18 protein-coding genes are annotated in these 22,824 nt (G+C 52.5%); 4 read left to right on the top strand and 14 right to left on the bottom strand.

All coding sequences use genetic code 11. From position 1 onward, the window contains the following. Positions 1-11 precede the first annotated feature (11 nt). The 5 genes from ACTF5G_RS04550 to ACTF5G_RS04530 are packed head-to-tail and all read right to left on the bottom strand — an operon-like array spanning position 12 to position 5,571. Positions 12-437: a YccF domain-containing protein gene (locus ACTF5G_RS04550; protein ID WP_438951632.1), complete on the bottom strand. Its 426-nt coding sequence runs from the start codon at positions 435-437 to the stop codon at positions 12-14. Between the two features lie 6 nt (positions 438-443). After that, a complete protein-coding gene (gene mutL, locus ACTF5G_RS04545; protein ID WP_438951631.1) occupies positions 444-2,252 on the bottom strand; it encodes a DNA mismatch repair endonuclease MutL in 1,809 nt (602 codons plus the stop codon). Positions 2,253-2,262: 10 nt separating this feature from the next. After that, entirely contained in the window at positions 2,263-3,555 is a 1,293-nt protein-coding gene (locus tag ACTF5G_RS04540; protein ID WP_438951662.1) for an N-acetylmuramoyl-L-alanine amidase, read from the bottom strand. A gap of 49 nt (positions 3,556-3,604) precedes the next feature. Continuing rightward, positions 3,605-4,078 (bottom strand): tRNA (adenosine(37)-N6)-threonylcarbamoyltransferase complex ATPase subunit type 1 TsaE, encoded by a 474-nt coding sequence (gene tsaE / locus ACTF5G_RS04535; protein WP_438951630.1) that lies wholly within the window; start codon positions 4,076-4,078, stop codon positions 3,605-3,607. Beyond that, positions 4,075-5,571, bottom strand: a complete 1,497-nt coding sequence (locus ACTF5G_RS04530) for an NAD(P)H-hydrate dehydratase (protein ID WP_438951629.1) — start codon at positions 5,569-5,571, stop codon at positions 4,075-4,077. The genes tsaE and ACTF5G_RS04530 overlap by 4 nt, the downstream gene beginning before the upstream one ends. Before the next feature lie 65 nt (positions 5,572-5,636). Between ACTF5G_RS04530 and queG the strand changes: the two genes are divergently transcribed. Continuing rightward, positions 5,637-6,749, top strand: coding sequence for a tRNA epoxyqueuosine(34) reductase QueG (gene queG, locus ACTF5G_RS04525; RefSeq protein ID WP_438951628.1), 1,113 nt, complete (start codon positions 5,637-5,639; stop codon positions 6,747-6,749). Positions 6,750-6,799: 50 nt separating this feature from the next. On the opposite strand, the gene orn is transcribed toward queG, so the two are convergent. Together orn and ACTF5G_RS04515 are read right to left on the bottom strand one after the other, a co-directional pair. Continuing rightward, positions 6,800-7,375, bottom strand: a complete 576-nt coding sequence (orn, locus tag ACTF5G_RS04520) for an oligoribonuclease (RefSeq protein WP_438951627.1) — start codon at positions 7,373-7,375, stop codon at positions 6,800-6,802. Continuing rightward, positions 7,368-8,459, bottom strand: coding sequence for a mechanosensitive ion channel domain-containing protein (locus ACTF5G_RS04515; RefSeq protein WP_438951626.1), 1,092 nt, complete (start codon positions 8,457-8,459; stop codon positions 7,368-7,370). Before ACTF5G_RS04515 ends, orn begins: the two co-directional genes overlap by 8 nt. A 69-nt stretch (positions 8,460-8,528) precedes the next feature. Between ACTF5G_RS04515 and rsgA the strand changes: the two genes are divergently transcribed. The 3 genes from rsgA to asd are packed head-to-tail and all read left to right on the top strand — an operon-like array spanning position 8,529 to position 11,242. Then, positions 8,529-9,539, top strand: coding sequence for a small ribosomal subunit biogenesis GTPase RsgA (rsgA, locus tag ACTF5G_RS04510; protein ID WP_438951625.1), 1,011 nt, complete (start codon positions 8,529-8,531; stop codon positions 9,537-9,539). Between the two features lie 24 nt (positions 9,540-9,563). Further along, positions 9,564-10,409, top strand: a complete 846-nt coding sequence (locus tag ACTF5G_RS04505) for a sulfurtransferase (protein ID WP_438951624.1) — start codon at positions 9,564-9,566, stop codon at positions 10,407-10,409. Next, on the top strand, positions 10,406-11,242 hold the full coding sequence (gene asd / locus ACTF5G_RS04500; RefSeq protein WP_438951623.1) for an archaetidylserine decarboxylase: 837 nt from the start codon (positions 10,406-10,408) through the stop codon (positions 11,240-11,242). Before ACTF5G_RS04505 ends, asd begins: the two co-directional genes overlap by 4 nt. A 28-nt stretch (positions 11,243-11,270) precedes the next feature. On the opposite strand, the gene ACTF5G_RS04495 is transcribed toward asd, so the two are convergent. From ACTF5G_RS04495 to ACTF5G_RS04465, 7 genes are all read right to left on the bottom strand, one after another. After that, entirely contained in the window at positions 11,271-12,701 is a 1,431-nt protein-coding gene (locus ACTF5G_RS04495; protein WP_438951622.1) for an HD-GYP domain-containing protein, read from the bottom strand. Between the two features lie 153 nt (positions 12,702-12,854). Then, positions 12,855-13,925 carry a uroporphyrinogen decarboxylase gene (gene hemE / locus ACTF5G_RS04490; RefSeq protein WP_438951621.1) on the bottom strand — a complete coding sequence of 357 codons (1,071 nt, stop codon included), beginning with the start codon at positions 13,923-13,925 and terminating at the stop codon, positions 12,855-12,857. 18 nt (positions 13,926-13,943) lie between these two features. Continuing rightward, positions 13,944-15,362, bottom strand: coding sequence for an FAD-dependent oxidoreductase (locus ACTF5G_RS04485; RefSeq protein ID WP_438951620.1), 1,419 nt, complete (start codon positions 15,360-15,362; stop codon positions 13,944-13,946). Positions 15,363-15,390: 28 nt separating this feature from the next. Next, the gene (gene gltB / locus ACTF5G_RS04480; RefSeq protein WP_438951619.1) at positions 15,391-19,845 is read right to left on the bottom strand and encodes a glutamate synthase large subunit; all 4,455 of its coding nucleotides are present in this window, start codon (positions 19,843-19,845) and stop codon (positions 15,391-15,393) included. Between the two features lie 183 nt (positions 19,846-20,028). Continuing rightward, entirely contained in the window at positions 20,029-21,117 is a 1,089-nt protein-coding gene (gene aroB, locus ACTF5G_RS04475; protein WP_438951661.1) for a 3-dehydroquinate synthase, read from the bottom strand. 43 nt (positions 21,118-21,160) lie between these two features. Next, the gene (aroK, locus tag ACTF5G_RS04470) at positions 21,161-21,685 is read right to left on the bottom strand and encodes a shikimate kinase AroK (RefSeq protein WP_438951618.1); all 525 of its coding nucleotides are present in this window, start codon (positions 21,683-21,685) and stop codon (positions 21,161-21,163) included. Further along, the coding region (locus ACTF5G_RS04465) for a type IV pilus secretin PilQ (RefSeq protein WP_438951617.1) at positions 21,685-22,824 on the bottom strand (1,140 nt) is incomplete at its 5' end. The genes aroK and ACTF5G_RS04465, both read right to left, overlap by 1 nt.

The following is a 22,824-nucleotide window of genomic DNA, read 5'->3' as shown; positions in this document are numbered from 1 at the left end:
AACTGTTTGGGCTATCTCGCTCTCGTCACATTAGCGACATCACTGGAAACAATGGTTTTTCCAACCGGTGCTAGGGCAATTCCCGCCAGTTTCAGGTGCTGAAGCCCGAATGGAATGCCAATGATGGTGAGGAACAGCGCCAGCGCCATCATGATATGGGCAACTGCCAACCAGAACCCGGCAAACACAAACCAGATCACGTTGCCCAGCAGGCCCAGCAAACCTGTCCCGACATCTTCCCGCTGCCGGAGCACATCCCGGCCGATCGCCTCGCGACCAAAGGGCCACATGGTAAATTGACCAATCACCAGACAGGATCTACCCCAAGGGATGCCAATAATCGTGATAAAGGCGAGCAAGCCGATACACCACCAGGCAAGCCCCATTACCAAACCGCCGAGCAAAAACCACAGAATATTTCCGATTGTCCGGATCACAGCCAGTCAACGCCCCCTTAAAAAAAGCCGATCCAGTGCATCCAATGACATCTGCGTCCAGGTGGGTCGGCCATGGTTGCACTGACCACTGCGCTCCGTGGCCTCCATATCGCGCAACAGGACATTCATCTCGGTAATACTCAGTTTGCGGTTGGCCCGCACCGAGGAATGGCAGGCCATGGTCGACATAATCTCATCCAGGTGCTGTCGAATACGATCACTACTGCCGTGCTTCAGGAGATCGGACAGCACGTCTCTCACCAGCGGCTCGACATCGGCATCGCGGAGCATGGCGGGTACACGCCGCACAATCAGGCTTTCCGGGCCGGCTCTCTGCAGCAGGAAACCGAGACTTTCAAACAGTGTCGAATGCTCATCTGCCCCATCGGCCTCTGACTGACTTACCGCCAACGTAATCGGAACCAACAATGGCTGGAAGACCAGCGCCTGAGTATCAAAGGCCCGCTTCATGCGCTCATAGGTAATTCGCTCATGGGCCGCATGCATATCCACCAGTACCAACCCCTCTGCGTTTTCGGCCAGAATATAAATACCCTTCAGTTGGGCGATAGCGTAACCCAGTGGAGGTGATATCTCGTCTGATATTGATTCGGGATCAAGGTACTTATGCTTATCCTGCTCCTGCCACCCATTCCCGGAAGCGTAGTCAGTCGTGGACTCGGCCACCTCACTGTTACCAAACGTTTGCTGTGCCGAAAAGCCCATTGCCGATTGTTCAACCGGTGTGCGCCAATGGAGGTCACTGGGGGCTTGTTCAGCTATGGCAGCCTGTACCGATGGGACATCACCGGGGCGGATATCCGCGATTGCGCGGTACAGACTGCGAAACAGGAAGTCATGTACTGTCCGGCTGTCGCGAAAACGCACTTCATGTTTGGTGGGATGCACATTGACATCAACCTCCGCGGGGTTCGCCTCCAGATAGAGGACAAACGCCGGGTGGCGTCCCTGGTACATCACATCCCGATAGGCCTGACGCACCGCATGGGTGACCAGCTTGTCGCGGATACTGCGACCATTGACGTAAAAATACTGCAGATCCCCCTGACTGCGAGAAAACGTTGGCAAACCCACCCAACCCCAGAGCCGCAAACCGGCGGCCTCAAAGTCAAGATAGAGCGCATTTTCCATAAACGCAGGGCCACAGATAGCGGCCACCCGTCGCTCCTGTTCTGCCTGACTGGTGGTGGCGCGGAAATGGTGGACTGCCCTGCCGTTATTGTGCAGGGTAAAATCAATCTCGAAATGACTCAGGGCCAGCTTGCGCAGGACTTCGTCGATCCGCTTGTACTCGGTGGCCTCGGTCCGCAAAAACTTGCGCCGGGCCGGCGTATTAAAGAACAGGTCACGCACTTCCACCGTCGTGCCACGTGGGTGAGCAACCGGCGCGAGGTTCACGGCCATATCACGACCTTCGGCCTCGGCTTTCCAGCCCGGCCCGTTGTTCTGATCATTGGTGGCAATGGCCAATCGGGACACCGAGGAAATACTGGCCAAGGCCTCACCGCGAAAACCCAGAGTCGCGACCGATTCAAGATCATCAAGCTGTTCAATTTTGCTGGTGGCGTGCCGACTGAGTGCCAGTGGCAAATCATCTGACGCAATCCCGGAACCGTTATCACGCACTCTCATCAGCTTGATGCCGCCCCGCTCCACATCGATTTCAATGCGACTGGCACCGCTGTCAATACTGTTTTCCAACAATTCCTTGATCACAGAGGCAGGGCGTTCGACCACTTCCCCGGCAGCAATCTGGTTGGCTAACCTGGGGCTTAGCAAGTGTATTTTTGGCATGAAACGATTCTTATGAAGAGGGAATTTTAAGGCGCTGACCGACGTTGATGCGGGTATTGGTAAGCCCGTTATGTCTCAGTAATGCATCGACGGAAATGTTGTACTTCAGGGCGATATCGGACAGCGTATCACCAGTTGCGATCACATGGACACTTTCACCCTTCGACTTTCTCGCGGCCAGCAGCGTCCCTGAGGGCGGTGCCTTGCTGAAATGCTGGTGAATCCCGTGAAATATCGATCTGGCTATTTTCTGCTGGTAATCCCGGGTACCCAGCAAGCGCGCTTCATGGGGGTTGGAGATAAATCCGGTCTCCACCAGAATGGAAGGAATGTCCGGGGACTTCAACACCATAAAGCCCGCCTGCTCCACGCGCTTTTTGTGCAGCCGGGCAACACCGCCCAGGTGCTTAAGCACATCCGTTCCGGCATCCAGACTACTGCTGAGGGTCGCAGTCATGGACAGGTCGAGCAGTACACTGGCCAACATATGGTCTTTGTCATCAAGACTCACTGAACCGGCACCGCCGATCAGATCCGCACGATTTTCCTTACTGGCCAGATAACGGGCTGTTTCACTGGTCGCACCCCGACGGGACAGGGCGAATACAGAAGCACCATTAGCCGAGGGTTTGGTAAAGGCATCTGCGTGAACTGAAATAAACATGTCCGCACGCTGCTCGTGGGCGATGCGCGTCCGATCCCGCAGCGCAATATAGTAGTCTCCGTCCCTGACCAGCCGGGCCTTGAAACCCGGTGTCTGATCAAATAACTTTTTCAACTCACGGCTGATCGCCATCACCACATCTTTTTCACGAATACCATTGGGGCCCAAGGCTCCGGGATCTTCACCGCCGTGGCCCGCATCGATCGAGATGATCACATCACGTTGCCCCTGGAGCGGGGGCCTGGCTGATTTTTCTTCGGTGGTGCGGGCCTCTTCTTTTTCACGATCGTAGAGATCCAAAACCAACCGGTGCCCATATTGCTCATTCTTCGCCAGCGTGAAACTGCGCGGCTTCACCGAGGCACTGAGGTCCAGCACAATTCGCAGGTGATGCCCCTCATGCACACCACTGCGAATCCCGGTAATCGGTGAAGTGGAGAAATCCAACCCGGTAAGCGTGGTTTTCAAGGTGGTCTGGTCAATATCAACCACCAGCCTGCGGGGGTTATCAAGCTCAAAAATTGTATGGCTGATCGGCCCGCTCAGATCAAATACCAGACGAGTGTGGTCAGGGGCGCGCCATAGCCGAACTCCATCTACTACAGTGGCCGCCGCCAGTGGCTGACAGACAAAAGCCATCAGAAGCAGTAACGGTATAACGATTCGCGTTTTCAACAAAAGGCTATCCTCAACCCACTTCCAACAGGGATGCCAACACGGCCTCCCCCTTCAGGGTATTACCGGTAATATTCAGGCGACGCCCCCCCTCTACTGCCATTATCATGACCTGCAGATCCGGCAGCGGAAACATACCGGCACCGCGCTCAGGCCACTCCACAAGACAACAGACTCCTTCCGCCAGATAATCACGAATGCCGATAAATTCCAATTCCTCAGGATCGCCCAGCCGATACAAATCAAAATGATAGACCAGTACGCCATGCCCGAATTGATAGGGCTCTACCAGTGTATAGGTTGGACTTTTTACCGGTCCCCTGTGACCGAAAGCGCCAAGAATACCGCGACAGAGGGTGGTCTTTCCCGCACCCAGATCACCTTCCAGGAAAACTACTATTGGTGTGACTATTAATTCACCCAGCCGGTGCCCAAAATCTACCATTGCCTGCTCGCCAAAAACGACTTTGACCACTGTCTGGCTCATGGATTCACCAACTGCCGCAGCTGACCCAGCAGGTCCGTAGCCAATATGCCGCGTTCGCCGCCATCCGCTGCCGCTCGATCAGCGGCCTCGGCATGCAGACACACGGCCAGCGGCAATGCTTTGTCAGGGGACAACTGTTGGGCAACCAACCCGCCAACAATACCACTCAGGATATCGCCCATGCCGCCACTGGCCATGCCCGGATTGCCGCCGCTACAAACACCCACTGGCAAGCCGGGATCATGGCACACCAGTGAACCGGCCCCTTTCAGGACAACCGCGCATTGAAATATTTTCTGCAGGGCCCGCACGGCAGCGAACCGGTCGGCTTCAATGTCCTGCACCGTAATACCCAGCAATCTCGCAGCCTCACCGGGGTGGGGGGTGATTATCCAGTTTGATGACAAATGGCGTGGTGCCAACCGACCTTCACTGAGGATATTCAGTGCGTCGGCATCCAGGATCATTGGCAGCTGCGCAGCCAACGCCTGTTGCAACAGTTGCTCGGACCAGGGCGAACGCCCAAGACCGGGGCCCACAACCAATACGGTGGCACGAGCCAGCAATGGCAACAACAGTTGCCCCGAGGTCACACCGCGAACCATCAACTCGGGTCGACGCCCCAATAGCGCTGCAACATGTTCGGGTCGGGTAGCAACGCTCACCAGCCCCGCCCCCACCCTCAATGCAGCTTCGGCAACCATACTAACCGCGCCACCAAAACCGTGGTCACCGCCAATGATCAGCACATGACCAAAATCTCCCTTGTGAGCATCGCGTCGACGGGGCACCAGCAACGTCGCCCTCAGGGGGTCCAGCTCCAGACGACAGGCCGGGTGAGGCTCTGTCGCCAGAATCTGCTCGGAAACACGCAGATCACTGCAAACCAATTCCCCGCAGAGCGCGGGCCCCCGGCCAGTGAATAACCCCTGTTTCAGTGCGATAAAGGTAACTGTGAGGTTTGCCTCGACAGCAGGTTCATTGGCAGCACCCGTATTCGCGCAAAGTCCCGAGGGAACATCCAACGCGACAACTGGCAAACCGCTTTGGTTGATCAATCGAATCGCCTGCGCAAATGGCTCGCGAACCTCACCGGAAAACCCGGTGCCCAACATTGCATCCACAACCACGCCCGTCGACAGGTCAAGACAATCACTGAACGGCACCATCGGCACACCCGCATCGCGGGCGTACTGAAATGCTGTGCGCGCATCACCGTGGAGTTTTCCCGGCGAGTTCAGCTGAACTACCCGAACAGGTAGCCGACCCTCGGCTGCCAGGGCCGCGACAATATAGCCATCACCACCGTTATTTCCTGAACCACAGAACACCGTCAACGGCTTTCCCGGCCAGTAACTGAGAATTTTCTGGAACGCGGCATAACCTGCCCGCTTCATTAATTTAATGCCGGGGATACCGCTCCGAATGACAGCCTGATCCAACCGGCGCACCTGTTCGGTAGTAAACAATGACACTGGCAAATTCTGGTGCATAAAATACCGATTATCCCGAGAATATCTGGCAAAATTATACGTCAACTGACCACGGCCGTTCGACTATGTACAGCGAAACAACCGAGATCGATTACACACAACTTGCCCTGGACATAAAAGACTGGGGCAGGAAGCTGGGTTTTCAGCAAGTGGCGATCACCGACACGGGTTTGTCAGAAACTGGACGCCGGCTGAATGACTGGCTGGCGGCGGGTCACCAGGGAGAGATGCGCTGGATGAGTGAGCACGGTGAGAAGCGCTACCATCCGGAACAATTACTTCCCGGCACACTTTGTGTGATCACGGTCAGAATGGACTATCTGACAGATAACAGCAATATGATCGCGACGCTGAAAGATGAGAGCAAAGCCTACATCTCCCGATACGCGCTGGGCCGGGACTATCACAAACTGATCCGCAATCGGCTGACAACGCTCAGCAAAGAAATCGAGAACGCCGTGCCGGGAACCGTGGTACAACGCCCCTTTGTCGACAGCGCCCCTGTCATGGAGAAACCCCTCGCCGTGAAAGCCGGGCTGGGTTGGATGGGCAAACACACTCTGGTAATCAACAGCCAGGCCGGCTCCTGGTTTTTTCTTGGAGAAATCTATACCAGCCTACCATTACCGGTGGATCAATCCAGCGAGACAGATCAATGCGGGGACTGCCAGGCCTGCCTGAAAGTCTGTCCGACCAACGCATTTCCGGCGCCCTATGTACTGGATGCGCGACGCTGTATCTCCTATCTCACCATAGAGCAAAAGGGCAGCATTCCGGAGGAATTTCGCGAACCGATGGGCAACCGGGTATTCGGCTGTGATGACTGTCAGGCCGTCTGTCCCTGGAACAAAGCGGCGTCATTGAGTGACGAAAAAGATTTCACCCCCCGACACAATCTGGACAACAGTGAACTCGCCGAGCTGTTTTTATGGAGTGAACAGGAGTTTCTCAAGAAGACCGAAGGATCACCCATACGGCGAGTGGGTTATCAGGGCTGGCTCAGGAACCTGGCCGTTGGCCTCGGCAACGCACCCACCTCGGACAAAGTGGTCAGCGCCCTGCAAAGCCGTGCGTCACATGCCTCTGCACTGGTGAGAGAGCATGTGGAGTGGGCTTTGGGACAACATCAGAAACAGAAAAGACGCAAACGAAAGATCACTAACACCGTCAATACATGAGGTGTGTTTCTGGATGAAAATCAGAACATTCCACGCGACAGGAATATTTGTTATTTCGTTTCCGATTCCATAATAAAAAAAACATCCCGGTAGTAGGCCAGCTCGGCAATGGAGTCCTTGATGTCCGCCATGGCCAGATGTGAGCTCTGTTTACTGAAACCTTTCATCAACTCCGGCCGCCAGCGTCTGATAATTTCCTTCACACTGCTGACATCCAGATTGCGATAGTGGAAAAAGGCCTCCAGCAACGGCATCTGTCTCGCCAGAAAACGGCGGTCCTGACAGATAGAGTTGCCACACATCGGTGATTGCCGCTCATCCACAAACTGCTTCAAAAAGGCAATGGTCGTCTGCTCCGCCTCTGCCAGCGTCGCTGTACTGTTGCGCACCCGCCCTGTCAAACCCGACTGGCCATGCTGACGTGTATTCCATTCATCCATCCCCGCCAGTATGGCTTCCGGTTGATGAATGGCCATCACCGGGCCCTCTGCCAGAACATTCAGGTCCTTGTCGGTGACGAGTGTGGCGATCTCGATAATCGCGTCTGTATCGGTATCAAGCCCCGTCATTTCCAGATCTATCCAGATCAAGTTGAGGGGGTGTCTGGCTATCGTCGTATCATTCATGAGGTTTTTCTTTTGCTATGCGGATTATATTTTCAAGATTAGCAAGACGCTCCTCGCTACGGCTGATTTCGGCATTGAGCTGGTTCGCTTCCGAATCATCCGATCCCTGAAGCTGACCTTTCAGTACTTTGATTTTTTCTGTTGTCTCCTCAATTTCATGCTCCAGGGTGCCGATCTTCTCTGCGCGATCGGCCTTGTCAAAAATAATGGCTTCCGGTGCCGTCTCCGATGGTTCTACGGAAACAGCCTGCCTGGCGGGTGCCATAAATCTTTCGCCATTATTGAACTGACGCTGATTCATGAACGCCGGGGACACAATCTCGATATCGGCGCCGTGGAGTTTATCCAATACCTCGCGACGCAACCTGCTGCGCATTGTCAGCAGATGCTTTACCTCTTCGTAGTAACCGGAAATACGATAACTGACGGAAAAGTCACCAAGAGCGAGAATCTGCAGAAATGGTTCCTCCAGCTCTGCTGCCAAGGCAGCTTCCTTGAGCAGAGGCTCAATTTTATAATGGGGGACATCGTAGCCCAGCGACAGATCACAGGAAATAATGGTGCCGGAAGAGCGTATGACAATAACCGGGTTAGCCGCCAGAAACAGGTTAGGCAGGGTAATCAGATCACGGTCTTCAGACTGTATTTCGGTGTGAAACAAACCCCGTTCAGTAACCCGGCCAAAATGCTCACCGGCGCGAATAAAGTCGCCGTGATGAAAGCTTTTCACCGCCCTGAGCATCAAACCGGCCATGGCATTGGCAACAAAGGTTGTCGAAGAAATCGCCACCACTACAGACAACAGCAGCCCCAGCAGGCTTAGCAGATCACCACGGGTGGATTCGCTCACGGGCAAGACCAGAATAATAACTACCAGTGCAAGCGCCGTCAGTGCCAACATGGTTACCTGGCCGGGAAGCCTGGACTCAGTGGACAATCCCGTGCGTCGCAACAGTAGCCAATTGGCGAACCACAGTCCCGAAATCACGACAGCCAATGTTCCCAGCAACGGGATAAAACCCGCCAGTGACTGGTAAATTTCCTGAAAATCAATCATCTCTGGTGCCTGTCCCCAGTTGAACATATGCTATATCCTCCGGGGCAACTAAGCCAGCCAATCACCACGGCTCTTCGCGCAAGAAAAGGAGACGTATTGTCCAAGCGTCATTTAACCAAACAACAAAGCCGCCGAATACTGGAAAACCAGCGTCGAGCCCAATCATCTACTGACAGGGCAGATCTTTCGGAGAGCCAAACAACTTCGGGGGGCCTTGACTCCGAACAAACCGGCAGAATTACTGCGTGTTATGGCAAGCGGGTGTTAGTGGAGTCCGATGAGCACAGAGATGAAGTGCGCCGCTGCTATTTGCGTGCCAACCTGCCCTCTATTGTCACCGGAGACAGAGTCACTTGGCAGGATGGAGAATCCAATGGCGTGGTGGTGGCGATTCATCCGCGCAGCTCAGAACTTTGCCGACCCGACAACCGCGGTAAACTGCGACCGGTTGCGGCCAATGTCGATTGTATTGCTGTTGTCATTGCCCCCTTTCCGGAGCCACATGCCAACCTGATTGATCGTTATCTGGTCGCAGCTGAACACCAGCGTATTCAACCCTTTCTGATTCTGAACAAAAGCGATCTTATTGCCGGGGATCAGCACGAAACGCTGCTCAGTCTGATGAATGATTACAGAAAGCTGGGGTATTACTGCCTGCTGGTATCGGCCTATACCGGAGAAGGTATTGATAAACTGACAGACTATTTGAGCACCCGCACCAGTGTCTTTGTCGGGCAATCGGGCGTGGGAAAATCTTCATTGCTGAACAGGATCGTCCCGGATGCGGAAGCCGCTGTGGGGGCACTATCGGATGCCGTAAAAGGCACACATACCACCACTACCGCACAACTGTTCCATCTACCCAGTGGCGGCGAGGTGATTGATTCCCCGGGTATTCGTGAGTTTGGACTTTGGCATCTGGAGCCAGATGCCATCGCAGAGGGATTTGTGGAATTCAGGGCTTTTCTTGGTCACTGTAAATTCCGCGATTGTCGACATCAGGGGGAACCCGGTTGCGCCCTCCGCCAAGCCATCGATTCAGGCAAGATTAGTAAAGCCCGTTTTAGCAGCTATCAGCACATCCTGCAGAGTCTCGAATCAACCTGACAATTAAGGATTCATACGTTTTTGATGTTACAATCGCGCCTCGCTGAAATGGGGGTGAATATGCCTGAGATAGCCAAGTTATTGGAACCTGAGTCACTGATCGAACTGCTTGACCAACCGGATATTCTGCTGATTGATGTTTGCAAGGATGAAATTTACAGCCGAAAACACATCCCCGGGGCTGTTCATGTGTCGACCAAAGAACTGATGAATGGCGGCCAGCCATGGCCCAACAAATTGCCCTCCCCACAGCAATTGAATGCGTTGTTTAGCCGAATCGGCCTGACGCCCGATAAGCATGTTGTGGTGTACGATGATGAGGGTGGTGGCTGGGCGGGCCGGTTGATCTGGACTCTGGATGTTATTGGTCATCAAAACTGGTCGTACCTCAACGGCGGGCTCATTGCCTGGTACGCGGAAGGTTTCCCCACCACGAATGAAACTCCTCCGCCCAATGTGGTCGAATTCGAGGCCACCATTGATCGGGCTGCCATTATCAGTGCCGAGCAAATCATGGCTCTGAATACTGATGACGTACAAATCTGGGATGCACGCAGTATGGAGGAATATACGGGGGAAAAGATAATGGCCGAAAAAGGCGGCCATATTCCCGGCGCGATTCATTGCGAGTGGACCAGCCTGATGGATCGCGAACGCAATATGCGAATCCGGGAAGATGCGCTGGACTACCTGGCGACAATAGGCATTTCTCCTGATAAACCCACCATCACCCACTGCCAGTCACACCACCGCTCCGGCTTTACCTACCTCATAGGTCGCCTGCTGGGTTTCAGTGACATTCGCGCCTATGACGGCTCTTGGTGGGAATGGGGAAATCGACCTGACACACCGGTGGAGCAAGGTCGGTGAATGATTTCCTTGCCGAGTGGTTTGTTGCCCTGCAACGGCTGGTTCCCCATCATCAGGTGTCCCGGCTTCTGTCAAAACTGGCCGAAAGCACAAACCCCCGGACAAAAAACCTGCTTATCCGACATTTTATTAAAACTTATAGCGTCAATATGGCGGAAGCGGCTTATAGCTCCGAAAATGACTACGCCAGTTTCAATGCATTTTTCACCCGCTCACTAAAATCCGGATCGCGGCCAATTGATACCACCCCGGGAAGCGTTGTCTCGCCAGCTGATGGCACCATCAGTCAGCTGGGAAAAATCACTCAGGGAGATATTTTTCAAGCCAAAGGTAAACACTTTTCAGTGGACGAGTTACTGGGCGAGCAAAGCACCGATTTCATGAATGGGCATTTTGCAACTGTTTACCTGTCTCCAAGAGACTACCACCGAGTACATATGCCTGTTAGCGGAACACTGGATTACTGCCGATACATCCCTGGAAAACTATTTTCTGTCAATACAACGACAACAAGCCATATCGATGGTCTTTTTGCCAAAAATGAACGACTGGTGAGTTTTTTTAATACAGAAATAGGACGCTGCGCTGTTGTAATGGTGGGGGCCATGCTGGTAGCAGGCATAGAAACTGTGTGGGGGAACTATACCCCGGCAAAAATGAACACAGCGCAGTTTGCTGAAGGCCAGTGGACTCTCAAAAAAGGGGAGGAAATGGGCCGATTCAAATTTGGCTCAACTGTTATTTTATTGTTTGAAGAAAATTCTGTGACTTGGGAAGACGACTGCATCCCGGCAACCACGATTCTTGTGGGAAAAAAAATGGGCCAGCACTGAGCCGACCCAAATACAATCCCACGATCTATCAGAGACGAAACCGATCCCGAATATTGGCATAAAATCCACCCTGACGAACCGGCGTTTCATCCCCAACGCTATCAGAAACGGCCGTCTCCAGGACCATTTGGGCACTCTTCATAAAAATGCTGCTGACTGCGGCGATATCCACATCGTAACCCGACAAATCAAGATCTCTCGCAATAGCCAGTTTGGAAACGGATTTGGCTTTTGACCGGCCGCTTTTCTCCAGAATTCTCCGCGATAGATCCTCATCTTTAAGGTCAACCAGAATATAGGCACCTGAAGCCTGTGCTTTTTGCTGATCCAACACGGCAACCTTCGGTGTTAAACGGGACTCTGCATGTTGCTCCACAACAATACCGACATCTCCTGTGGTCAACTCCACCAGAGTACCGGTGGGGTAGAGGCCGATCGACTGGATAAACTGTACCACCAGATCGTCCTGAAACTTTTTATCCCGCAGATTGTAGAGCAGACTGACGGCCCTGGATGGCGCTACCGGCTCCTCGGCTTCACGAGGATTGGAAATGGCATCATAGGTCGTCGCGATGCCGGCAATTCTGGCCAGCAGAGGAATTTTTCCGCCGCGCAATCCCTCGGGAAACCCAGTCCCATCATGTCGTTCGCAGTGAAAACGCACTACAGATACAACCCGTGGCTCAACATTACTACTGCGTAACATTTCAACGCCATATTCGACAAATTTTTGATATTCAGCGACTTCTTCCGGTGTACGTTTTTTTTTGCGAAGCAATGCGTTTGGCAGTTTGATTTTGCCGATATCCTTCAACAGGGTCCCGAGGCATAGCACCGACATCTGATCTTTGGGCATACCCACAAAACGGGCAAATTGTACTGCCCACAACGCGGAACGCATGCTGTGATCATGGCTGTGCTGGTCCTTGAGACGAAGCCGCAGCAACCAGGTAAAGGCATCAGGGCACCTGACAACGCTGTTGACCATATCGGCTACAGAATCTTTCAAGCCCTGATAATCAAATTCACGACCTTTGACGATTTGCTTTGCCGCCAGGGTAAATTGGCCACGCAATTGCAACAATGCTTTTTCCGCATGTTCAACTTCACTGGCAAGAGAGACCTGCTGACGATAGACACCACGCTTGACTTCAATGGGTGATACCTCTGTGACATCGGCGGCCGAACCCAGGCCTTTTGAAACAAAACCGGATGACACTTTTCGCCCAGCACTCTTCGACTGATTGAAGGTAGCCGTTCCTTCGATAGGACTTAAGCCTTTAGTCACATCAATATACACATAGTCACAATAGTTGCGCAGGGAGCTGATTTCCTTGGGACTTTTAACAAGGAGGCCCTGGATAGGAAAGGGTGTCTGGCTCCACGGACGGTCAAGACATGAAACATACATCCCCATAGTGATGTCTTCAACACTTATCTTGATCTGTTTAATGCTCATAACGATGCACGCCCGTGTTAAATAAATTAAGTGTTACTCAATGTTCACATGTTCAAAAAGGATAGACTCTCATCACCAAGAATATGATGATCTCAGGCAATAGCAACCGGGAATGCTCAGTCGGTCTAATCTGGAGATAACTGGTTATTTTACTTAGGATTTTTTGTGATAATTCACGGAATAACTGTGAACTGCATCAACAAAAACACCCGCCATTTCAGGGCTGACATCCGGGGTGATGCCATGCCCAAGATTGAATATATGACCATCTCCGTTGCCAAATTGCTTGAGAATGGCGGCAACTTCCTGGCGAATTCTTTCCGGTGAAGCGCGAAGTATGGCTGGATCCATATTTCCCTGGAGTGCCACTTTGTTTCCTATACGATCACGGGCGTGACCAATATGAGTGGTCCAGTCCAGGCCAACTGCGTGGCAACCGGAGTCCGCTATGGCCTCGAGCCACTGACCTCCACCTTTGGTAAAAAGGATTACCGGCACCTCGCGACCCTCGCTTTCACGGGTCAGATTGGCGACGATTTTAGTCATGTAATTGAGCGAAAACTCCTGATAGGCGAAATGGGAAAGTGCGCCACCCCAGGTATCAAAAATCTGTACCGCCTGAGCTCCCGCCGCAATCTGCGCATTGAGGTAGGCAATCACCGACTGCGCCAACTTTTCAAGCAATTGATGAAGCAGCTGAGGCTGGTCATAGAGCATCGTTTTACTTCGGGCAAAATCGCGACTGCTCCCGCCCTCAATCATGTAGGTGGCCAACGTCCATGGACTTCCGGAAAATCCGATCAAAGGCACCCGGCCATTGAGTTCACGTCGAATCGTCGATACTGCATCCAGCACATACGGGAGATCATGGCCAGGGTCAATCACCTCAAGAGCGGCAATATCCGCCTCTGTCCTGATTGGCTTTCTGAAACGCGGCCCCTCTCCGGCCTCAAAATAGAGACCAAGCCCCATGGCATCGGGGATGGTGAGAATATCAGAGAAAAGGATTGCTGCATCCAGTGGATACCGCTCAAGTGGCTGAAGCGTCACCTCACAGGCAAGCTCAGGATTGGTACAGAGCGCCATGAAATCTCCGGCTGCGGAGCGGGTCTGGCGATATTCCGGCAAATAGCGGCCTGCCTGACGCATCATCCATACCGGGGTCATGTCAACAGGCTGACGCAACAGAGCCCGAAGAAAGCGATCATTTTTTAGTAATGCCATGGGATAGGAGCCTTGTGGTCAAACTTGCAGGTAATCGAGAATACCCTCACCTGCCTGACGCCCTTCCCAAATTGCTGTCACTACCAGGTCAGAGCCACGCACCATATCACCACCGGCAAAAATCTTTGGATTGCTGGTCTGAAATTTAAAGCACTGGTCTTCGGGTGCGATAACGCCCTGCCAGTCATTAAGCTGAACATTATTATTTTCAAGCCAAGGTGCGGGGTCAGGCTGAAAACCAAACGCAATCAGCACCACATCAGCAGGCAGGATTTCTTCGCTACCCGCAACGGATTTAGGTCGACGGCGACCTTGCTCATCTGGCTCGCCCAGTTCAGTGGTAACCACTTTAACGCCTTCAACACGGCCATTGCCGATAATTTCGACCGGTTGCCGATTAAAGAGGAATTGCACACCCTCTTCCTGGGCATTATTCACTTCACGACGGGAACCCGGCATATTCTGTTGATCTCGCCGATAGGCACAGACAACTGAGGCCGCCCCCTGGCGAATAGACGTTCTATTGCAGTCCATGGCTGTGTCACCACCACCCAGAACCACTACTCTCTGGCCGGCAACACTAATGAAGTCGTCAGGATCCTTTTCCCAGCCCATATTACGATTGACGTTCGCCACCAGGAAAGGGAGGGCATCGTATACGCCGGGCAAATCCTCTCCCGGAAAACCACCTTTCATGTATTTATAGGTGCCCATACCGAGAAAAATGGCATCGTATTCCTCCAGCAACTGATCAATCGTCACATCGACACCAACGTTGGTGTTGAGTCTGAATTCAACACCCATATCTTCAAGAATGACACGGCGATTTTGCATCACCGACTTCTCAAGCTTGAACTCCGGTATACCAAAAGTCAGCAGGCCACCAATTTCAGGGTAACGGTCAAACACTACGGGTCGTACGCCGCCACGTACCAGAATATCGGCGCAACCAAGACCCGCTGGCCCGGCGCCGATGATAGCTACCCGCTTGTCAGTCCAGGTCACTTTAGACATATCCGGACGCCAGCCCATGGCAAAGGCGGTGTCGGTAATGTATTTCTCGGCGCTGCCGATGGTCACAGCGCCAAAGTCGTCATTCAGGGTGCAGGCACCTTCGCAAAGCCTGTCCTGAGGACAGACGCGTCCACAAACCTCGGGGAGTGTATTGGTCTGATGGCAGAGCTCTGCAGCTTCAAGGATGTTGCCGTCAGACAGCAACTTGAGCCAGTTAGGGATATAATTGTGAACTGGGCACTTCCACTCACAATAGGGGTTCCCGCAATCCAGGCAGCGATGGGCCTGGGTGGCGGCCTGCTTCTGTTCAAACGGCTCGTATATTTCGACAAATGCCCGGGTGCGACTGAGCAGTCCCTTTTTTCCGGGCTCTTCTCTACCTACCTGCACAAACTGGAAATTGTTGTTCAATCTTTGTGTCATAAGTGAAAACCTTTACTCAACAACAGCCTTATTGGGGTGCGGCACGAGTGTGCTCGAGCAAGCTTTGCAGGCTCGCTGCCTTGGGCTTTATCAGCCAGAATTTACTGAGAAAGTATTCAAAATTGTCGAGAATTTGCTGCCCCCAAGCACTACCGGTTTCCGCCACGAATTCCTTGATCAGACTTTCCAGATTGTGACGATAGGCTTCCGTAGCCTCACTGGTAATCCGCTGGATATCCACCAACTCCATATTATAGCGATCGACAAAAGTTCGCTCCTCATCCAGCACATAGGCAAAACCACCCGTCATACCTGCCCCGAAGTTCGGGCCGGTATTACCGAGCACCACCACGACACCACCGGTCATATACTCACAGCAATGGTGTCCAGCACCCTCAACCACGGTGATACAACCCGAATTTCGCACAGCAAAGCGTTCACCCGCACGACCGGCGGCGTACAGCATGCCACCCGTGGCGCCGTAGAGGCAGGTATTACCAATAATCGGCGCTTGATTGGAAGAGAATTTGCTGACTTCCGGGGGCGCAACAACAATTTTCCCACCGGCCATTCCCTTGCCGACGTAGTCGTTAGCATCACCCCGCAAATAAATATCCAGCCCACCTGCGTTCCAGACGCCCAACGACTGGCCAGCGACGCCCTGCAAATACAGCTTAACCGGCGCATCTGCCATTCCATGGTTGCCGTGGCGTTTGGCAATCTCTCCGGACAGGCGAGCCCCGATAGAACGATCGCAGTTACTGACGGAGTAGCGGTACTCTCCGCCTGACTTTGCCTCGATTGCAGGGAGGATATCTTCCACCATCCGCTCTGCCAGATACCCCTTGTCGAAAGGTATATTTCTTGCCACCTGACAGGTTTGCGGTTTGCTTTCCAACAACGCATCGGTATAGATGATCGCCGACAGATCAAGTTTCTTCTGTTTTTCCGTCACGCCGGGTAATACTTCCAGTAAATCCACCCGCCCCACCAGCTCCTCAAGACTCCTGACCCCCAGACGTGACATCCACTCCCGGGTTTCTTCGGCCATGAAACGGAAAAAATTGCGCGCCATTTCCACAGTACCGAGGTAATACTGCTCACGGAGTGTCTTGTCCTGAGTGGCAACACCCGTTGCACAATTATTGAGATGACAGATTCGCAGATACTTGCAACCCAGTGCGATCATCGGGGCTGTACCGAAACCAAAGCTTTCAGCACCCAGAATGGCCGCTTTGACAACATCGAGTCCGGTTTTCAAACCGCCATCTGTTTGCACGCGCACCTTGCTCCTCAGGTCGTTGGCTCGCAACATCTGATGAGTCTCTGACAGGCCGAGCTCCCACGGAGAGCCGGCGTAGCGGATTGAGGTCAAGGGACTGGCTGCCGTGCCACCGTCATACCCGGAAATGGTAATAAGATCTGCATAGGCTTTTGCTACACCCGCAGCAATCGTTCCCACACCTGGCCTGGATACCAGTTTCACCGATATCAAGGCGGTTGGATTAACCTGTTTCAGATCAAAAATCAGCTGAGCCAGATCTTCGATGGAATAAATATCATGATGAGGTGGCGGTGAAATCAGTGTCACACCGGGGACCGAGTAGCGCAGTCTGGCGATTAATTCATTGACCTTGCCGCCCGGCAATTGGCCACCCTCACCGGGCTTAGCACCCTGGGCAATCTTGATCTGAATGACTTCTGCACTGGACAAGTAATGCGGTGTCACACCAAATCGACCCGAAGCTACCTGTTTGATTTTGGACACCTTGTTGGTGCCAAAACGAACAGGATCCTCACCGCCTTCACCGGAGTTCGAGCGCCCACCCAGTGTATTCATGGCCTCAGCAAGGGCTTCATGGGCCTCAGGTGACAGTGCACCCAGCGACATACCCGCCGAATCAAAACGCTTAATGATTTTTTCGATCGGTTCAACATCTGCTATCGATACAGGCACGATATCGTCACGCAACTTCAGCAAATCACGCAACGTCGCTATCGGACGCTGGTTAACCAACGCGGCATAATCATGCCACGCATCATAATCATTATTTTGCACCGAGCGATGCAACGCCTGCACGACATCGGGATTGAAGGCGTGATATTCCTGACCATGAACATATTTCAGGAGCCCGCCAGGATTAACAGGCTTACGATCACTCCATGCTTCCCGGGCCAACAGCTGCTGATCCAGTTGAAGGTCTTCGAACCCGGCACCCTGAATACGGCTCGGTGTATCAGTGAAGCAAAGATCAACGACGTCAGATGACAGACCTACAATCTCGAACAGCTGAGAGCCCCGGTAGGATGCAATCGTGGAGATACCCATTTTGGAGAGTATCTTCAGCAGGCCCTTGTTAATCGCCTTGCGATAATTCTTAAAGGCAACATCGAGGTCACTGAGCAATTCACCGGTTTGCACCAGATCGCACAGAATATGGTAACTCAGGTAGGGGTAGACCGCTGAAGCCCCATAGCCAATTAATGCAGCAATCTGATGAGCATCCCGTGCAGAGGCCGTACTGGCGATGATATTTGCGTTGCAGCGCTCCCCCACCGCAATCAAATGATGATGGACGGCACCCACTGCCATCAACATAGGCATGGGCAACTGGCCGGGAACAATGTCAGAGTCAGACAGAATACAGCAGCCGATACCCGAGCGAACCGCCGTCTCAACCTCATGACACAGGTGCTTGATTGCCTGTTTCAAATCGGTTTGTTCGGGATCGTAATTAATCCCGAATTTTTGAACCGGGTAGTCCGCGATATTAATATTCTTGAGCGCGTAATATTTGCGTGGCGACAGTACTGGACTGTTAAGATTTACCCGATGGCCATGCTCCTCGGTTTCTGTAAACAGACAGTGCTCGCGACCGAGGTGGGTCTGTAGAGACATCACCAGTGATTCGCGCAAAGGATCGATCGGCGGATTGGTTACTTGGGCGAACTGTTGCCGAAAATAATCGTAAAGGGTGCGATTTTTACTCGACAACACAGCCATCGGCGTATCATCACCCATGGAACCCACTGCTTCCTGGCCGCCTTCCGCCATCGGCCTGAGCACCTGATCACGCTCCTCGCGAGAGGCAAGAAACATTTTCATGTACTTATAAATTTCTTCGCGTGTCAGCGCGCCTTCCACTTCGATGGAATCCTGATCCATCGTCGACATAACCTTGACACTGCCATCCCTCAACCACTTTTGATAGGGATTTCCAGAGGCCAATTGGCGATCAACCTCCTCTGAATTAATGATCGCGCCGGTCAATGTGTCAATTGAAAGGATATCGCCAGGACCAAGCTTGCCTTTGGCAACCACGCTTTCCGGGCTGTAACTGTAAACGCCCACTTCGGATGCAACCGTGATGACATCATCGTCTGTCAATACCCACCGCGATGGGCGCAAGCCATTTCTGTCGAGCGTACAAACGGCATAACGACCATCGGTGATTACCAGACCAGCCGGACCATCCCATGGCTCCATGTGCATGGAAACATACTCGAAGTAAGCCCTCTCATTCGGACCGAAATCCTGCGTATTGTTCCAAGCGGGTGGCACCAGTAACCTGATCGCCTTATGCAGATCCATACCACCGGCCACTAACACCTCAAGCATGTTATCCAGACTGGAAGAATCCGAGCCGGTACGATTGACCAGCGGGCTAACTTCGGGGAGTTTCGGCAGTAAGGCAGTTTCAAATTTCGGCGTGCGAGCTACAGACCAGTTTCTATTGCCGGTAATGGTATTAATTTCTCCATTATGGGCCAGCATTCTAAAAGGCTGCGCCAGGGGCCAGCGGGGCATGGTATTAGTGGAAAACCGCTGGTGAAATACGCAAATCGCTGTCTCGAGCAGAGGATTTGCCAGATCCGGATAAAATTTTGGCAGATCCACTGGCATCATCAAGCCTTTGTAACTGATGACGTTGGCGGAAAGGCTTGCGATATAAAACGCCTCGTCCTCAACCAGGTTTTTTTCAGCTCTCCGGGTTGCCATGTAAAGCGCCGCATTGAGCTGCTGCTCGCTCAGCTCACCGGCGGTAACAAAGACCTGCTCGAAAACGGGAAGTGTTTGTAATGCAATATCACCGAGGCAGGCATTGTCGGTAGGCACGTCGCGCCAACCGACCACTGATAAACCCTCGCCAAGCAGCGCTTCAGAAACAACAGTTTTGGCCTTTTCACGGAGGGATGCATCCTGGCTGAGCATGATCGCACCAATCGCGTAGATCTCTGGCAACTCCACAGAAAAAAGCTCATGGGCAAGCTGCCGCATGAAACGATCGGGCTTTTGTATCAGCAGGCCACAACCATCACCCGTCTTGCCATCTGCGGCAATCCCGCCGCGGTGGGTCATGCAGGTTAATGACTCGATGGCGGTTTCGAGAATACGGTGACTGGCATGCCCCTTGGTATGGGCAATCAAACCAAAGCCACAGTTATCTTTGAACTCATCTAACCGGTAGAGGCCAGTGGACATAATATAACTCTAGGTAAAATACAATAAAAACAGTTGGTTGCAGCTCCACAAAAGCCCAGCAGAGCTTGCGAAGGCAAAAGGATGCACATTTTACACGCCCCTTGCGGGCGCCACAAATTTCTGATGAATGACATGTCTTTCAGGGTCGGAGGCTTAAGCGAACAAACAGGAGTGCATTTTCTGTCACAACCTGTTTTTCAGCAACTTCCCCAGTAACTGATGATCAAAATCCGAGGTGACAGTCGCCTGACCAATAGATTTAAGCAGCACCAGTCGAAGGGTCCCATCCATGACTTTCTTGTCAACCGCCATCAACTCGAGAAATGTATCAGAACGCATCGTATGCGGGGCCCATAATGGCAACTGGCACTTGGCAAGCAGTTCACGGACACGCAGGACGTCATCAGGCGACAACCAACCAAGTAATTTGGATAGCTCTGCCGCCATCACCATTCCCGCAGCGATCGCTTCACCGTGCAGCCAGTCTGAATAAGACTGCGCCGTCTCAATGGCATGCCCGAATGTATGCCCAAGATTCAGTATTGCTCGAATACCAGTCTCTCTCTCATCCTGGCTGACAATCCGCGCCTTGTTTTCGCAGGAGCGCATGATGGCTGTAGCCAGTGAATCAGGGCACATATTCATCAACTGATCGATACTGGTTTCAAGCCAGTAGAAAAAATTTTCGTCAGCTATCAAGCCGTATTTGATGACTTCAGCGAGGCCTGCATAGAGTTCTCTTGCAGGCAACGTTTTCAAGGTAGCTGTATCGGCAATCACACATTGAGGTTGATAAAATGCGCCAATCATATTTTTGCCCATCGGATGATTGACTGCTGTTTTTCCCCCAACAGAAGAATCTACCTGCGCGAGCAGTGTGGTGGGCACCTGAATAAAATTTACACCACGCTGATAGGTGGCGGCCGCGAAACCTGTCATATCGCCAACAACGCCCCCACCTAGGGCAATCAGCGTCGTACTCCGGTTATGTTTTTTTTCCAGCAGCCGATCATAAATTTTATTGAGATAATGCAGCGTTTTGTATCGCTCACCGTCGGGTAGAATCAGCGTATCAACCTGGTACCGGGACAAGTTTTTTTCAATCAGGTTAAGGTACAGAGGGGCAATGGTTTCATTGGTGACGACTAACACCTGATTGCCCCTGATATAGGGAGCGAACACTCCGTTCACCTGGAGCAATCCTTGACCAATATGTATTGGATAACTCCGGTCACCCAGTTCGACAATCAGCTGATTGGCCGCATCCACGATGTGCTACTCTCTGGCAATAAAAATGGGGATAGAATTTATCACATCAGCTGTTTGGCTGGCGAATAATCCGTGCGATTTCATCGGCGACAAGTTGTGGCTTTTTCTGCTCAGTAGCAACCACCAAATCAGCTATTTCACGATAGAGAGGATCGCGCTCGCGCAGTAGTGACTCTATGACCGCGGTGGGATCATCTACCTGAAGCAGTGGCCGATTGCGGTCGTGTGCTGTCCTCTCCAGCAACTGGTCTACCGAGGCCGTCAGATAAACGACATAGCCCCTCTGCTGCAAAAGACGTCTATTCTGCTGATTGAGCACAGCCCCGCCCCCTGTGGCAAGGAGAATGTCTGTAGTTGCTGTAATTTCATCCAGCAACTGGCTTTCCCGTTTCCGGAAACCGTCCTCGCCCTCGACATCGAATATCCAGGGAATATCTGCACCGCAACGTTTCTCTATTTCGGTATCGAGGTCAATAAATTGAAGTTTTAGCGTTTTTGAAAGGAGTCGGCCGATGGTGGTCTTGCCGGCCCCCATAGGGCCGACAAGAAAGATGTTGTTGGGTTTTGACATTAATCAAGCAGAGCTTCATTCAGTATTTTTGGCGTGATAAAGATCAGAATCTCACGCTTCTGAATATCATCAATATCATGACGGAACAAGCGACCCAGATAGGGGAGATCGCCGAGCAACGGTATTTTTTCTACGTTGTTGACAGTCTGCATCTGAAACAGCCCACCAAGCACCAGTGTCTGGCCATCGCCGACGATAGCTTTGGTCTTAACCTGGGTGATATCAATGACAGGCTCTCCGGTGGGCAGGAGATCACCGACAGAATCCTGTGCCACATTGATATCCATGACGATACGGCCATCCGGTGTAATCTGTGGCGTCACCTCAAGCAGCAGTACAGCTTCCTTGAACTGGGTGGAGGTAGCGCCACTGGACGTGGCATTCTGATAGGGAATTTCAGTACCGGTTTTGATGGAAGCCTGTTGCTTGTCGCCGGTCAGCACCTTGGGCTGAGAGACAATTTCACCTGCACCTTCGTTTTCCAGTGCACTGAGTTCGAGATCGATGAATGTATTATCGGTCAAGAGTTCCAGAGCAAAACTGCCATTGGGATTGGTCACGCCCAGATCCACCCCCAAAGCCGCTTCGTTCACCAGAATAGAACCTGTACCCACGTTACCATCAAAAGCATTGATCGGATTTACATCGCCATCAAAACCTTCCAGTGAACCCGAGAAACCGAACTGCGAATCCCCCGGGTTGCGCACGCCTTGCAGGCCCATCCGCACGCCGATCTCTTTTCTGAAATCGCGGTTGGCAATGACTATCCTCGCTTCGATGAGCACCTGCCTTACCGGAATATCAATTTGATCAATCAGCTGCTTGAACTCAAGAATTTTGTCTTCTGTGTCAGTGAGGATTATCGTATTGGTGCGATTATCGACAATCGCAGTACCCCGTTCGGACAGAATACTGTCTGTACTTGTGCGACCGCTTGAACCACCACTGCCACCTCTGCGAACATTAAACAGTTCATACAGCTCTTTCGCATCAGCGTATTTCACACGGATGAACTCAGTCCTGAGGGGCGCCAATTCCTGAAGTTGTTTGTTGGCTTCAACCTGGAGCCGTTCCCGTTCTGCAATTTCAGCCGCGGGGGCAACCATCAACACGTTGCCTTCCTGACGCTTGTCCAACCC

This window comes from Porticoccus sp. (assembly GCF_965660005.1).
Taxonomy (GTDB): Bacteria; Pseudomonadota; Gammaproteobacteria; order Pseudomonadales; family Porticoccaceae; genus Porticoccus.
The sequence above is the reverse complement of the archived record's forward strand: the minus strand, read 5'-3'. Positions and strand labels throughout refer to the sequence as shown.

Excerpts from the sequence above, each read along its gene's own strand:
- ACTF5G_RS04495 (WP_438951622.1), bottom strand. The coding sequence starts at position 12,701 with ATGAGCATTAAACAGATCAAGATAAGTGTTGAAGACATCACTATGGGG.
- tsaE (WP_438951630.1), bottom strand. The coding sequence starts at position 4,078 with ATGAGCCAGACAGTGGTCAAAGTCGTTTTTGGCGAGCAGGCAATGGTA.
- ACTF5G_RS04505 (WP_438951624.1), top strand. The coding sequence starts at position 9,564 with ATGTTACAATCGCGCCTCGCTGAAATGGGGGTGAATATGCCTGAGATA.
- aroK (WP_438951618.1), bottom strand. The coding sequence starts at position 21,685 with ATGTCAAAACCCAACAACATCTTTCTTGTCGGCCCTATGGGGGCCGGC.
- orn (WP_438951627.1), bottom strand. The coding sequence starts at position 7,375 with ATGAATGATACGACGATAGCCAGACACCCCCTCAACTTGATCTGGATA.
- mutL (WP_438951631.1), bottom strand. The coding sequence starts at position 2,252 with ATGCCAAAAATACACTTGCTAAGCCCCAGGTTAGCCAACCAGATTGCT.
- ACTF5G_RS04540 (WP_438951662.1), bottom strand. The coding sequence starts at position 3,555 with ATGGCTTTTGTCTGTCAGCCACTGGCGGCGGCCACTGTAGTAGATGGA.
- queG (WP_438951628.1), top strand. The coding sequence starts at position 5,637 with ATGTACAGCGAAACAACCGAGATCGATTACACACAACTTGCCCTGGAC.
- ACTF5G_RS04485 (WP_438951620.1), bottom strand. The coding sequence starts at position 15,362 with ATGACACAAAGATTGAACAACAATTTCCAGTTTGTGCAGGTAGGTAGA.
- gltB (WP_438951619.1), bottom strand. The coding sequence starts at position 19,845 with ATGTCCACTGGCCTCTACCGGTTAGATGAGTTCAAAGATAACTGTGGC.
- ACTF5G_RS04530 (WP_438951629.1), bottom strand. The coding sequence starts at position 5,571 with ATGCACCAGAATTTGCCAGTGTCATTGTTTACTACCGAACAGGTGCGC.
- hemE (WP_438951621.1), bottom strand. The coding sequence starts at position 13,925 with ATGGCATTACTAAAAAATGATCGCTTTCTTCGGGCTCTGTTGCGTCAG.
- ACTF5G_RS04515 (WP_438951626.1), bottom strand. The coding sequence starts at position 8,459 with ATGTTCAACTGGGGACAGGCACCAGAGATGATTGATTTTCAGGAAATT.